General features: G+C 73.9%; 12 protein-coding genes. 8 read left to right on the top strand and 4 right to left on the bottom strand.

What is annotated here, in order from left to right:
* Positions 1-5 precede the first annotated feature (5 nt).
* Together CXR44_RS26640 and CXR44_RS26635 are read right to left on the bottom strand one after the other, a co-directional pair.
* Entirely contained in the window at positions 6-866 is an 861-nt protein-coding gene (locus CXR44_RS26640) for an alpha/beta fold hydrolase (protein WP_101788847.1), read from the bottom strand.
* A gap of 10 nt (positions 867-876) precedes the next feature.
* Entirely contained in the window at positions 877-1,518 is a 642-nt protein-coding gene (locus CXR44_RS26635) for a MerR family transcriptional regulator (RefSeq protein ID WP_101788846.1), read from the bottom strand.
* A 299-nt stretch (positions 1,519-1,817) separates the two neighbouring features.
* Here CXR44_RS26635 and CXR44_RS26630 point away from each other — a divergent pair, with 299 nt between their 5' ends.
* Complete coding sequence (locus CXR44_RS26630; RefSeq protein ID WP_101788943.1) at positions 1,818-2,846, top strand: thiolase C-terminal domain-containing protein; 1,029 nt, start codon at positions 1,818-1,820, stop codon at positions 2,844-2,846.
* Here the strand turns inward: CXR44_RS26630 and CXR44_RS26625 are convergent.
* Positions 2,843-3,913 carry an N-acetylglucosamine kinase gene (locus CXR44_RS26625; protein WP_219601998.1) on the bottom strand — a complete coding sequence of 357 codons (1,071 nt, stop codon included), beginning with the start codon at positions 3,911-3,913 and terminating at the stop codon, positions 2,843-2,845. The genes CXR44_RS26630 and CXR44_RS26625 overlap by 4 nt on opposite strands.
* Positions 3,914-3,993: 80 nt before the next feature.
* On the opposite strand from CXR44_RS26625, the gene CXR44_RS26620 reads away from it, so the two are divergent.
* From CXR44_RS26620 to CXR44_RS26590, 7 genes are read left to right on the top strand one after another with little or no spacing between them, the layout of a single operon-like run.
* The gene (locus CXR44_RS26620) at positions 3,994-4,863 is read left to right on the top strand and encodes a MurR/RpiR family transcriptional regulator (RefSeq protein WP_101788844.1); all 870 of its coding nucleotides are present in this window, start codon (positions 3,994-3,996) and stop codon (positions 4,861-4,863) included.
* The gene (locus CXR44_RS26615) at positions 4,864-5,598 is read left to right on the top strand and encodes a sugar isomerase domain-containing protein (RefSeq protein WP_101788843.1); all 735 of its coding nucleotides are present in this window, start codon (positions 4,864-4,866) and stop codon (positions 5,596-5,598) included.
* 19 nt (positions 5,599-5,617) lie between these two features.
* Positions 5,618-7,057, top strand: coding sequence for an N-acetylglucosamine/diacetylchitobiose ABC transporter substrate-binding protein (ngcE, locus tag CXR44_RS26610; protein ID WP_101788842.1), 1,440 nt, complete (start codon positions 5,618-5,620; stop codon positions 7,055-7,057).
* Complete coding sequence (locus tag CXR44_RS26605; RefSeq protein WP_180903711.1) at positions 7,057-7,968, top strand: carbohydrate ABC transporter permease; 912 nt, start codon at positions 7,057-7,059, stop codon at positions 7,966-7,968. The genes ngcE and CXR44_RS26605 overlap by 1 nt, the downstream gene beginning before the upstream one ends.
* The gene (locus tag CXR44_RS26600; RefSeq protein ID WP_180903710.1) at positions 7,968-8,885 is read left to right on the top strand and encodes a carbohydrate ABC transporter permease; all 918 of its coding nucleotides are present in this window, start codon (positions 7,968-7,970) and stop codon (positions 8,883-8,885) included. Before CXR44_RS26605 ends, CXR44_RS26600 begins: the two co-directional genes overlap by 1 nt.
* A 9-nt stretch (positions 8,886-8,894) precedes the next feature.
* A complete protein-coding gene (locus CXR44_RS26595) occupies positions 8,895-9,800 on the top strand; it encodes a phosphotransferase family protein (protein WP_101788841.1) in 906 nt (301 codons plus the stop codon).
* 40 nt (positions 9,801-9,840) lie between these two features.
* The gene (locus CXR44_RS26590; RefSeq protein WP_101788840.1) at positions 9,841-10,392 is read left to right on the top strand and encodes a GNAT family N-acetyltransferase; all 552 of its coding nucleotides are present in this window, start codon (positions 9,841-9,843) and stop codon (positions 10,390-10,392) included.
* A 15-nt stretch (positions 10,393-10,407) separates the two neighbouring features.
* On the opposite strand, the gene metE is transcribed toward CXR44_RS26590, so the two are convergent.
* A complete protein-coding gene (gene metE, locus CXR44_RS26585) occupies positions 10,408-12,636 on the bottom strand; it encodes a 5-methyltetrahydropteroyltriglutamate--homocysteine S-methyltransferase (RefSeq protein WP_101788839.1) in 2,229 nt (742 codons plus the stop codon).
* Positions 12,637-12,653 lie beyond the last annotated feature (17 nt).

The raw sequence follows: 12,653 nt of genomic DNA, 5'->3' as shown, positions 1-12,653 counted from the left end.
GGCGGTCAGGAGGCGGCGAAGTCCCTGATCGCCGCCGCCAGCTCCGCCGGGGCCTCCTCCGCCATGTGGTGGCCGCTGTCGATCGGGCGGCCGCGCACGTCGTCGGCCCAGGCGGCCCACACCTCGCGCGGATCGCCGTACAGGTCCTCCATGTCGTCCTTGGTGGCCCACAGGAGGAGCAGCGGGCAGCGCAGCCGCCGCCCCGCCGCGCGGTCGGCGTCGTCGGCGGCGCGGTCCACGCCCAGTCCGGCGCGGTAGTCCTCGCACATGGCGTGCACGGTCGCGGGGTCGTGCAGGGCGCGGCGCAGGTCCGCGTACGCCTCCTCGCCCATCGCCGAGGCGTCGACCTGGTACCAGGCGTCAGGGTCGGCGTCGATGACCCGTTCGGCGGGCTTGGCGGTCTGGCCGAGGAACCACCAGTGCCACCACGCGGTGGCGAACTTCGCGTCGCAGCGGGCCAGCGCCTCGCCCAGCGGGACCGAGTCGAGCTGCACCAGGTGGGTCACCGCCTCGGGGTGGTCCATGGCCAGCCGGTGGGCGACGTACGCGCCGCGGTCGTGCCCGGCGACGGCGAACCGCTCGTGGCCGAGGGCGCGCATGAGGGCCAGCATGTCGCGCGCCATGGCCCGCTTGGAGTAGGGGGAGTGGTCGGGGGTGGTGGGCGGCTTGGAGGATCGGCCGTAGCCGCGCAGGTCGGGGCAGACGACCGTGTGGTGCGGCGCCAGCAGGGCGGCGACCTTGTGCCAGGTGGCGTGCGTCCTCGGGTGGCCGTGCAGCAGCAGCACCGGGGTGCCCGTCCCGCCGTGCCGGACGTACAGCTCCGCCTCGCCGACGTCGATCCTGTCCTCCGCGAAGTACTCGAACATGCGGCGGCCTCTACCCGGCGGCCGGCGGTTGATCCTCTCCGGCGAGCCGGCGGGCCGACTCCGACTCGTGGGCGAGGCGGCGCAGCGCGTCGAAGGCCCGGCCGTACAGGACCGTGCCGAGCACCACCGCCTCGACGGCGCTCTCCCGGGGCCCGTCGAGCCGGAGGGACTCCAGCTCGGCGGCGGCGAGCCCGCCGGCCGTCTCGGCGTAGCGGCTCAGGTCGGTGGGCATGCCGAGCCGGCGCAGGGTGAGGAGCGTCTGGGCCAGCTCGTTCCTGGTCGGGGCGTCCGGGGCGATGGTCCAGCCCCGCTCGTCGATGAGGCGGTCGGCCTCGGCGCGGGCGGCCTGCCAGTCGTCCGAGGGCTCGGGTTCGACGGCCGGGCCGAGCGCGTACTGGGCGGTGCCGAGCATCTGGTGGACGGGGAGCGACTCGTCCTCGACCGCGTCGATGACCTGCTTGATGGCGGCGACCGGAAGTCTGCCGATCTCCAGCAGCGCCCGGATGAGGCGGAGCCTGCGCAGGTGGGAGTCGTCGTAGACGGCGCGGGTCGCGGCGACCTGCTCGCCCTGGTGGAGCAGGCCCTCGCGCAGGTAGTACTTGATCGTCGCGAGGGCGACGCCCGAACGGTCGCTCAGCTCCGAGATGCGCATCCGTGGATAATAGCGCTATCCAGCACCGAGGGCCCGGGAGGTCCTGTCCCGAGCAAGCGCTTGTCTTGATCTCGCCGGCGCGTTAGCGTGGCGGGCAGGCACCGCGGACGTCGCCCGCCGGGATGGATCGCGCCCCGCCCCGGCGGGCGACTCGCGCTCACCCGCGCCTCGCGGACCTCGTGGTGGGTCCTCATGGAGCCGGGCGGGGAGCCGGACGGTCGGGACACCTCGCAAGGGCGCCGAGCCGGGAGGTCGCCGTGCAGCCGTTCGCCGGGCGGGCGGCCGTGGCGGGGGTGGGGATGACCGCGCTCACCCGCGCCTCCGGCCGCACCGTGCTCGACCTCGCCGTCGAGGCGTGCCGGGCGGCCTGCGCCGACGCGGGCGTCGCACCCGGCGAGGTGGACGCGCTGCTCAGCTACCACCTGAACGACTCCGTCCCGGTCACCCGGGTCGCCCGCGCGCTGGGCGTCGAACGGCTCGGCTGGCACAACGACATCGCCGGCGGCGGCACCCAGGCGGCCTCCGTCCTGGGCGACGCCGCCATGCTCGTCCACGCCGGGCTGGCCCGGCACGTCCTCGTCTTCCGCGCCCTCAACGGCCGCTCCGGCCGCCGGATGAACACCGTCTCGACGGGCGAGCAGGAGCGGTTCACCTACGGGATGGCCGGGCCGATCCCGCTGTTCGCCCTGGCCGCCACCCGCTACCTGCACGACACCGGGCTCACCGAGGAACACCTGCACGCCGTGGTCGCCCAGTCGCGCGCCAACGCCGGGGCGAACCCCCGCGCCCTGCGCGCCGGCCCGCTGGACCTGGCCGCCTACCTGGCCAAGCCGTACGTGTGCACGCCGCTGCGCACCGCCGACTGCTGCCAGGAGAGCGACGGCGCGTGCGCGCTGCTGGTCAGCGGGGTGCTGGACGGGCCGCGCGTGCGCGCGGTGGTGCGCGGGGGCGGGCCGGGGTGCTCGGCGATGGACCGGGCGCCCGACGTCACGGCGACCTTCTCCGCGTACGTGGCGCCCCGGCTGTGGGAGGTCTCCGGCCTGCGGCCGGCGGACGTGGACGTGGCCCTGCCCTACGACGCCTACTCGTGGCTGGTGCCCAGGCAACTGGAGGACTTCGGGTTCGTCGCGCGGGGCGACCTCGGCCCGTACCTGCTGGAGCGGCGGCACGCCTGGGTGAACCCGCACGGCGGGCTGCTGTCGGAGGGGTACGTGCACGGCCTCAACAACGTGGTCCAGGCCGTACGGGAGCTGCGCGGCGGCCGGGAGGCCGCGCTGGTGACCGGCTTCGGCGGCAGTTACGGCAGCGCCGCCATCCTCGTGTCCTAGCGCCGGATCGAGGGGTCGGCCGGGGGCCGGGTGAAGACGGGGTGCAGCTCGCGGGCCCGATCCGGTGACAGCAGCCCGCCGGTGCGGGCCGCCAGCCAGGCGGCCGCCCCCGCCGCGTCGCGGGCCGTGGCCACGCTCCCGGCCCGCCGGGCGTCGATCGGGTCCGCACGCGCCAGCAGCTCGCGCACCGCGTCCCTGACCGGCCCCTCGTTGGTCAGCACGCTGCCCGCCAGCACCACCGGGCCCGACAGATGCACCCGCAGCACCGTGGAGACCAGGTGCCCGGCCGCCTCGCCGACGATCCGCACGGCCATCGGGTCGCCCTCGGCGGCGGCCCGGCTGACCAGCCGGGACAGCGCGGCCAGCCGCATGTGGTCGGCCTGCGCGAGCCGGACGATCCGGTCGGCGTCGGCGCGCGGCGAGGTGCCCCACGCCACGCCGGCCTCCGCGCCCGCCTCGCCAGGGGACCCGGCGCCGAGGAAGTCCGCGGCCACCAGCCGCACCAGCAGGCCGTCGCGCGAGCCGCGGTCCAGCGTCGCGACGACCGCGCGGGCGGCGGCACGGCCGATCCAGAAGCCCGAGCCGGCGTCGCCCAGCAGCCAGCCCAGCCCGTCGGCGAGCGTGACCAGCTCGTGGTCCTCGATCCGGGCCGCCACCGCGCCGGTGCCCGACAGCAGCAGCGACCCCGACGGCTCCGGCGTGCCCGCCACGTACGCGATGGCCACGTCGCCGGCCACCCGCGGCCCTTCGGTGACGCCCAGCCCCGCCCACACCTTGGCCAGCTCCGGCTCCAGCGCGTCGATCCGGCCCGCCACGCCCGCCAGGGACGCCACCACGCGCGAGGCGTCCACGCCGCGCAGCGCCCCCTCCAGGGCGGCGCCGATCGCCTCCACCGCCCTGGCCAGGCCGTGGGCGCTCGGGTTGCCCGCCCCGGCCGTGGCGTAGCCGACGCGCGTCCCGTCGAGCGCGTGCACCGCGACCCGGGTGGAGGTCGCGCCGGCGTCCACCCCGACCACGAACGTCCCCGCGGGCGGTCCAGCCGGCGACACCGCCAACGACTCAGTCACGGCTTTGATTGTGGGTCTTGACGCGATCAGGAAGCAAGAATAATTTTCGCCCAATAGCCGGGGATTCGGAAGGAATATTTGTGACGTCAGGAGCCCTCGGGCGGATCGGCACCGAGCTCCCGGGCCTGCCGGAGGCGCTGCGCCGCGTGGGAGAGGTGATCCTCGCCGACCCGGCCGAGGCCGCCCGGTCCACGATCATCGCCCTCGCGGAGCGCGCGGGCAGCTCGCCCGCCACCGTGACGAGGTTCTGCCGCGCATTCGGCTTCTCCGGCTACGCCGAGCTGCGGGTGGCGCTCGCCACGGAGACCGGCCGGGCCGCGCAGGCCGGCTGGGGCGCCGGCGTCGGCCACGAGATCGGACCCGACGACCCGCTCGACTCCGCCATCGAGGTGATGGCCGCCGCCGACACCCGGCTCATCCACGACACCGCCGCCCAGCTCGACTCCGCCGTCGTCGCCCGGGTGGCCGACGCGATCGTGGCCGCCTCGCGCGTGCTCCTCGTCGGCGTCTCCACCAGCGGTAACGTGGCCACCATGCTGGAAGGCCGGCTGCGCCGCATCGGCATCCCCGGCTGGAGCGCGGGTGACGCGCACGTCGCGCTGTCGGACGCCGCGCTGCTCGGGACGGGCGACGTCGCGGTCGGCATCAGCCACCGGGGCCGCACCCGCGAGGTCATGGAGGCGCTGGCGGAGGCCGGCAGCCACGGCGCCACCACGGTCGCCGTCACCTCGTTCGCCCGCTCGCCGCTGGCCGAGCTGGCCGATCTCGTGCTGACCACGGCCAGCCGCGAGACCACCTTCCGGCTCGGCGGCCTGGCCGCCGTCCACTCGCAGCTCTTCGTGCTGGACGCCGTCTACGTGGCCGTCGCCCAGCGCACCTACGAGCGCACCAACGAAGCCTTCGAACGCACGATCAGCGCGGTGGAGAGCCACCGGGTGGAAAGAGGCTGAATGACGTACGCGACCGAGGCCCTGAAGCTGGCGCACCACGTCGCCGAGACACAGGCGGAGCCGGTGCGGCGGGCGGCGGCCCTGCTGGTCGCCTCGCTGCGCGCCGGTGGCGTGGTCAACGCGTTCGGCTCGGGCCACTCGGAGGCGATCGCCATGGAGATCGCGGGGCGGGCGGGCGGTCTCGTGCCCAGCAACCGGCTCTCCCCCCGCGACCTCGTCCTGTACGGCGGGCATCCGCCGGGCGTGCTCACCCCGGAGCTGGAGCGCGACCCGGCCGTCGCCCACCAGATCTACGCGCTGGCCCCGGTCGAGCCGCAGGACGTGTTCGTGCTCGCGTCCAGCTCCGGCGTGAACGGCGCCGTCGTCGAGCTGGCCACGCTGGTCAAGGACCGCGGCCACCCCCTGATCGCGATCACCTCGGTGCGTCACAGCACCCGGATGACCTCGCGCCACCCGTCCGGCCGCAAGCTGCTCGACCTGGCCGACGTCGTGCTCGACAACGGCGCGCCGTACGGCGACGCCATCCTCGACCTGCCGGGCGGCGGCTCGTACGGCGCCGTCTCCACCATCACCTCGGCGCTGCTCGCGCAGATGGTGGTCGCCGAGACCGTGTCCGGGCTGGTGGCGCTCGGCGAGACACCGCCCGTCTACCTGTCGGCCAACGTGACCGGCGGCGACGAGCACAACAGGGCCCTGGAGAGCCGCTACGCAGGGCGCATCAGACGTGGAGCTTGAACACTCAGGAGGCGTGACCATGCCGAACCCCTTCGACCCCCCCGGCGCTTCGTCCGACAAGCCGCGGCTCTCGCGGCGCGAGCTGCTGCGCGGCGCCGCGCTGATGCCGGTGGCGGGCGCGCTCGCCGCCTGCGCCACCCCCGCGGGCAAGGCGCCGGCGCAGTCGGCCGCGCCCGTCGCGACGAGCGCGGCCAACCCGTTCGGCGTGGCCGCCGACCGGCCGCTCGAGGTCTGGATCTTCGACGGCGGCTTCGGCCACGCCTACGCCAAGGACATCCACCAGCCACTGTTCGCGACGAAGTACCCCAAGGTGGAGATCAAGCACAACTCCACCAAGGAGATCACGAAGGTCCTCCAGCCGCGCTTCGCCGGCGGCAATCCGCCCGACGTCATCGACAACTCCGGCGCCGGCGCCATGGACATGGGCGCCCTCGCCCAGGACGGCCAGCTGCAGGACCTCGGGCCGCTGCTCGACGCGCCGAGCTGGGACGACCCCGGCACCAAGGTCCGCGACACGCTCGACCCGGCCGTCATCGACTTCGGCACCTACGACGGCAAGTTCCACGTCGTCGGCTACGTCAACTACATCCACGGCATCTGGTACTCCCAGAAGGTCTTCCGTGACAACGGCTGGCAGGTGCCCAAGACCTGGGACGAGTTCGTCGCGCTGTGCGAGACGATCAAGAAGTCCGGGAAGATGGCGCCGTTCACCTACGCCGGCAAGCACCCGCAGTACCTCTACGAGCCGCTGATGACCATGGCCGCGAAGATCGGTGGCAAGGAGGTGCTCGTCAACCTCGACAACCTGGAGGACGGCGCCTGGACGGCCGAGCCGATGCGGCAGTCGGCCGCCGCCTGGGCCGAGATCGGCGCCAAGTACCTCATGGAGGGCACGGCCGGGCTCGACCACGTGCAGACCCAGACGGCCCAGAACAAGTACAAGGTCGCCATGCTGCCGTCCGGCTCCTGGCTGGAGAACGAGCAGAAAACGACTACACCCGCCGATTTCGAGTACGGCATGTTCCCCATCCCCGACTTCACCTCCTCCGACAAGCTGCCGTACGGCACCCTGCACTCCCGCCCCGGCGAGACGTTCCTGGTGCCGGCCAAGGCCGCCAACCCGCAGGCCGGCATGGAGTACCTGCGCGCCATGCTGTCGAAGAAGGCGGCCGGCGACTTCAGCGAGCTGGTCAGGACCGTCTCGGTGGTCAAGGGCGCGGGCGAGGGCCGGCCGCTGTCACCGGGCGCGAAGAGCGCCACCGAGGCGCTCGCCGCCGCCGGCGAGAACACCGTCTACTTCCGCTGGCGCAACTGGTACGCCCAGCTCCACGACGAGGCCGTGGCCGCCACCGGCGAGCTGATGAGCGGCGGCCTGACGCCCGAGAAGTACCTGGAGCGGCTGCAGAAGAAGGCCGACGAGATCAAGGGCGACTCCTCGATCAAGAAGTACCGGCGCTGATGATCAACAGGTATCGCCGCGGGCTGTTCATCATCGCCTTCCTGGCGGCCCCGGTGACGCTCTACCTGGTGTATGTGATCTCGCCGTACGCGCAGGCGTTCTACATCGCCACGACCGACTGGCGCGGCGTCACCGCCACGCCGAACTTCATCGGGTTCGACAACTTCGTCCGGCTGTTCTCCGACTCGATCTTCTGGAAGGCGGTCACGCACAACGGGGCCCTCCTGCTGCTGCTGCCGCTGCTGACGATCGTCATCGCCCTGTTCTTCGCCTTCCTGCTCAACGTGGGTGGCGGAGGGCGGGGCGCCGCCGGGGTCCCCGGATCGCGGTTCTACCGGGTGGTGTTCTTCTTCCCGCAGGTGCTGGCCGTCGCCGTGGTCGCGGTGCTGTTCCAGCAGGTGTTCCGGCCCGACGGCAGCGGCATGCTCAACGGGCCGCTGATGGCGCTGGGGCTGCGGCCGGTCGGGTTCCTGTCCGACCCGGACGTCGCCTTCTGGTCGGTGCTGGGCGTCATGGTGTGGCAGGCGGTCGGCTTCTACGTGGTGCTGTTCTCGGCCGGGCTCGCCTCCATCCCGCGCGACATGTTCGAGGCGGCGCAGATCGACGGGGCCGGGCGGGTCAGCCTGTTCTTCCGGATCACGCTGCCGCTGCTGTGGGACACCGTCCAGGTGGCCTGGGTCTACCTCGGCATCCTGGCGCTGGACGTGTTCGCGATCGTGTGGGTGATGACCGACCAGCACGGCGGCCCCGACTTCTCCACCACCGTCATGGCGACCGAGATCTACCGCAACGCCTTCACCTACTTCCGCTTCGGCTACGCCTCCGCGCTGGGCGTGGTGATGTTCTTCTTCACCGTGGGCTTCGCCGTGCTGTCCCTGAGGCTGTCCCGTCGCGAACGGATCGAGTACTGATGTCGACGATGACCTCGCCCGCGGTGGCCACCTCGCGCCGGGCCGCCAGGCAGGAGCGCAGGCGGCGGCTCGGCCCGCTGAGCGCCCTGTCGCACGCCGCGCTGCTGCTGTGGACGGTGCTGACCGTGGTGCCGATCCTGTGGACGTTCCTCGCCTCGGTCAAGAGCGAGGACGAGATCTTCGGCGACGCCTGGTCGCTGCCGGCCACGCTGCGCTGGGACAACTTCGCCCGCGCCTGGGAGCAGGCGCACATCGGGCAGTACATGCTCAACAGCGTCGTCGTGGTGGCGTTCAGCACGTTCGGCACCATGCTGCTCGGCTCGATGGCCGCCTACGTGCTCGCCCGCTACCCTTTCCGCGGCAACCGGGCCTTCTACCTGCTGTTCGTCTCCGGGCTGGCCTTCCCCGTCTACCTGGCGCTGACCCCGTTGTTCTTCGTGGTGCAGAACATGGGCAACGTGCCGCTGGTCGGGCCGTTCATCGGGCTGAACACCCACGCGGGGCTGGTGCTGGTCTACATCGCCTACTCGATGCCGTTCACCGTGTTCTTCCTGGCCGCGTTCTTCCGCACGCTGCCCACGGCCGTGGCCGAGGCGGCGCTCGTGGACGGGGCGTCCCACACCCGGGTGTTCTTCCAGATCATGCTGCCGATGGCCCGGCCCGGCATCATCAGCGTCACGATCTTCAACGTGCTGGGCCAGTGGAACCAGTACCAGCTCCCGCTGGTGCTGCTGCAGGAGCGCGACAAGTGGGTGCTGCCGCAGGGCATCGCCGACATCTCCACGGCGGCCGGCTACGACCAGGACTGGTCGGCGTTGTTCGCCGCGCTGACGCTGGCGATCCTGCCCATGCTGGTGATCTACACGGTCTTCCAGCGCCAGATCCAGTCGGGCCTGACGGCCGGCGCGCTGAAGTAGCGTGTCCGGATGACCCACGCGTCCCCTGACGTCCGCGCCCTGCTGGCGCGTCACCTGCCCGGCCGCGAGGTGCGCTCCGTCGCCGCGATCGGGCAGGGGCTGGACAACGTCGCCTACGAGGTCGACGGCGAGCTCATCGTCCGGTGCGCCAAGGAGCCCGACCCCGCGGCCACGGAGGCGGAGGTGGCGGTGCTGGCCGCCGTCGCGCCGATCTCCCCGCTTCCCGTGCCGGAGGTCGTCTTCAGCGACCCGGCGGCGGGCGTGATCGCCTACCGCAGGCTGCCGGGCCGGCCGCTGCACCGGCACCCCGTGGCCGACCCGCGGCGGCTGGCCGAGCCGCTGGGCGCCTTCCTCACCGCCCTGCACGCCGTCCCGCCCGCCCCGCTGGGCGAGCTGGTGCCGCTCGACCGCTACCCCCTGGCCGACCTGCGCGAGGAGGCCGCGCGTGAGTACGAGTCCGTGGCCGCCCACGTCCCGCCGGAGCACCGCCGGCTGGTCGAGGACTTCCTCGCCGCCGGCCCGCCCGCCGACCCGTTCGCGGAGCCGCGAGGGGAGGGGCCGGAGGAGGCGCCGGCGGTGACGGCCGGTGCGCGCCTGTGCCACAACGACCTGGGCGCCGAGCACCTGCTCGCCGACCCCGGCACCGGCAGGCTCACGGGCGTCGTCGACTGGACCGACGCCGCCCTGACCGACCCCGCCCGCGACTTCGCCCGCCTCTACCGCGACCTCGGCCCCGAGGTGTACGAGCTGACGCTGGCCCGCTACGCCGGCCGGCTCGACGACGCGGTCACCGACCGGGTCCGCTTCCTGGCCCGCTGCGCCCTCATCGAGGACCTCGCCCACGGCCTCGGCCCCGGCCCGCGCCCCTACGCCGACGCCGCCCTCGCCCACCTGGTCCGCACCTTCACCGGGTGACCCCTCGCCGGGGCCGCCGCGATCTGGTTGGCTGCGGATCATGACTTCTCCATGGGAAGGCGAGCGCGTCCGCCTGCGCGCCGCCGAGCCGGACGACTGGGCCGCCCTGCACGCCTTCTCCCAGGAGGCGGACGTCGTGCGCGCCGGCGAGAGCATCCACCCGCCCCGCTCCGCCGAACGCGCCAGGCAGTGGGCGGCCGACCTGGCCTCCCGGGACGCCGACCCCGACGAGCCGCGCCTCGTCGTCGCCGCCCGGGACGACGACGCCCCGCTCGGCATGATCAACGCCCACCGGGCCGACCGGCTCAACGGCACCTTCTCCTACGGCGTCTCCCTCGGCTCCCGGCACCACCGCCAGGGCTACGGCGGCGAGGCCGTCGTGCTGCTGCTGCGCTACATGTTCGCCGAACGCCGCTTCCAGAAGGCCGAGGCGTGGGTCCACGCCTCCAACGCGCCCTCGCTGGCGCTGCACCGGCGGCTCGGCTTCACGGAGGAGGGCCGCCGCCGGCGCAGCCACTACAGCGGCGGCCGGTGGGACGACGAGGTGCTGTTCGGCATGACCGTCGAGGAGTTCGCCGAGCTGCACGGCTGATTGGAGGACGCCTGGCTACCCGGCCGGCTCGGCGCGCAGCCGGCGCGCGGCGGTCACCATGGCGGCCAGCGCCGCCTCCACCTGCTCGTAGGTGCGCGTCTTCAGCCCGCAGTCCGGGTTGACCCAGACCCGGCCGGCGGGCAGCGCCTTCAGCGTCTCGCGCAGCAGCTCCTCGATCTCGCCGGCGCCCGGCACCCGCGGCGAGTGGATGTCGTACACGCCCGGCCCGAGCCCGCGCCCGAACGCGCCGACCGCGCCGAGGATGCGCCCGCCCGACCGGGCCGACTCGATCGTCGTGACGTCGGCGTCCAGCGCGTCGATCGCGGCCAGGATCTGGTCGGCGTCCGAATAGCACAGGTGCGTGTGGATCTGCGTGGCGTCGCCGGCGCCCGAGGTGGCCCGCCGGTACGCCGCCACGGCCCACTCCAGGTAGCCCGCCTGCCCGGCCCGCCGCAGCGGCAGCAGCTCGCGCAGCGCCGGCTCGTCCACCTGGATGATCGGCACGCCCGCCGCCTCCAGGTCGCGGACCTCCTCCCGCACCGCCTCCGCCACCTGGAACACCACGTCGCGCAGTGGCAGGTCGTCGCGGACGAACGACCACGCCACGATCGTGACGGGCCCGGTGAGCATGCCCTTGACCGGCCGGTCCGTGAGCGACCGCGCGTAGCGGGCCCAGCGGACCGTCACGGGCTGCGGCCGGCTCACGTCGCCGTGCAGGATGGGCGGGCGGGTGCAGCGCGAACCGTACGACTGGACCCAGCCGTTGCGGGTCACCGCGAACCCGTCCAGGTGCTCGGCGAAGTACTGCACCATGTCGTTGCGCTCCGGCTCGCCGTGCACGAGCACGTCCAGGCCGAGCCGCTCCTGGGTGCGGATCGCCCGTTCGATCTCGGCCCGCACCTGCTCCTCGTACACGTCCCGCGACAGCGTGCCCGCCGCCAGCGCCGCGCGGGCCGCGCGCAGCTCGCCGGTCTGCGGGAACGACCCGATCGTGGTGGTCGGCAGCGGCGGCAGCCGCAGCCGCCCGGCCTGCGCCGCCGCCCGCACCTCGTACGGACCGCGCTCCCCGGCCGCCACCGGGGCGGCCGGAGCCGAAGGCGCGGGAGCGGCGGCCTCGCCTTCCGGGGCGGCGCGGGCCAGCTCGACGACCTCGGCGACCTTCTGCTCGGCGAAAGCCAGCCGCGCCCGCAGCCCCGGGTCGAGGTCCGGCTCGGCCGCCAGGTCGTAGGGGACGTGCAGCAGCGAGCACGAGGTGCCCACCGCCACGTCGCCGGCGTGCTCGCGCACCACCCGCAGCGCGTACGCGGCCCGCCCCGGCTCCGTCCGCCACACATCACGCCCGGAGACCACCCCCGCCACCACGGTCTTCCCGGCGAGCGGCCCGGCCTTCGCCGGGGCGGACCTCGCCTGCAGGCCGTCCGCCAGGGCGGCGAGCCCGTCGAGGCCGCCGCGCACCAGGTCCAGGCCGATCGCCTCCACCGGGGTCGCCGCCAGCACCGGCAGCGCCTCGCCGAGGTCGCCGTAGGCCGCCGCGACGAACAGTCCCGGCCGCGCCGCCACCGCCCCCAGCCGCTGGTAGGCGCGCCGCACCGCGGCCAGCTCCCCGGGCGTCCGGTCGGCCACCAGCGCCGGCTCGTCGAGCTGCACCCATGCCACGCCCTCCGCGGCCAGCACGCCGAGCAGTTCCTCGTAGCAGCCCAGCACGTCGTCGAGCCGGTCCAGCGCCGCCGCGCCCCGCTCCGACAGCAGCAGGAACGTCACCGGTCCCAGCACGACGGGCCGCGTCTCGAACCCCAGCGCCCGCGCCTGCCGCAGCTCCGCCAGCGGCTTGGTCGCGTCCAGCGCGAACACCGTCTCGGGCCCCACCTCCGGCACGATGTAGTGGTAGTTCGTGTCGAACCACTTGGTCATCCGCAGCGGGGCGAGCCCCTGCGTGCCCCGGGCCATGGCGAAGTACGGGTCCTCCGCCGCCCGGTAACGTTCCGGCACCGCGCCGAGCAGCACCGCCGTGTCCAGCACGTGGTCGTACAGCGAGAAGGTGTTGGACGGCAGCCCCTCCAGCCCCAGCTCGGCCAGCCGTCGCCAGGTCCGCTCCCGCAGCTCGGCGCCCACCCGGTCGAGCTCCGCACGGCCGGAGCGGCCGTCCCAGTACGCCTCCAGGGCGCGTTTCAGCTCCCTGCGCGGGCCGATCCGCGGGTATCCGAGCACGGTGGAACGGGGAAAGGCGGGCTGAACGGCGGGCATGCCGGGCTCCTCACATC

The organism is Nonomuraea indica (genome assembly GCF_002850745.1).
GTDB classification, from domain to species: Bacteria; Actinomycetota; Actinomycetes; order Streptosporangiales; family Streptosporangiaceae; genus Nonomuraea; species Nonomuraea indica.
Note: the sequence above shows the minus strand (reverse complement) of the source record. Positions and strands in the feature narration are given on the sequence as shown.

What these genes read in the sequence shown, in the direction of transcription:
- CXR44_RS26640 (WP_101788847.1), bottom strand. Translation starts at nt 866, where the DNA reads ATGTTCGAGTACTTCGCGGAGGACAGGATCGACGTCGGCGAGGCGGAG.
- CXR44_RS26635 (WP_101788846.1), bottom strand. Translation starts at nt 1,518, where the DNA reads ATGCGCATCTCGGAGCTGAGCGACCGTTCGGGCGTCGCCCTCGCGACG.
- CXR44_RS26630 (WP_101788943.1), top strand. Translation starts at nt 1,818, where the DNA reads ATGACCGCGCTCACCCGCGCCTCCGGCCGCACCGTGCTCGACCTCGCC.
- CXR44_RS26615 (WP_101788843.1), top strand. Translation starts at nt 4,864, where the DNA reads ATGACGTACGCGACCGAGGCCCTGAAGCTGGCGCACCACGTCGCCGAG.
- ngcE (WP_101788842.1), top strand. Translation starts at nt 5,618, where the DNA reads ATGCCGAACCCCTTCGACCCCCCCGGCGCTTCGTCCGACAAGCCGCGG.
- CXR44_RS26605 (WP_180903711.1), top strand. Translation starts at nt 7,057, where the DNA reads ATGATCAACAGGTATCGCCGCGGGCTGTTCATCATCGCCTTCCTGGCG.
- CXR44_RS26600 (WP_180903710.1), top strand. Translation starts at nt 7,968, where the DNA reads ATGTCGACGATGACCTCGCCCGCGGTGGCCACCTCGCGCCGGGCCGCC.
- CXR44_RS26595 (WP_101788841.1), top strand. Translation starts at nt 8,895, where the DNA reads ATGACCCACGCGTCCCCTGACGTCCGCGCCCTGCTGGCGCGTCACCTG.
- CXR44_RS26590 (WP_101788840.1), top strand. Translation starts at nt 9,841, where the DNA reads ATGACTTCTCCATGGGAAGGCGAGCGCGTCCGCCTGCGCGCCGCCGAG.
- metE (WP_101788839.1), bottom strand. Translation starts at nt 12,636, where the DNA reads ATGCCCGCCGTTCAGCCCGCCTTTCCCCGTTCCACCGTGCTCGGATAC.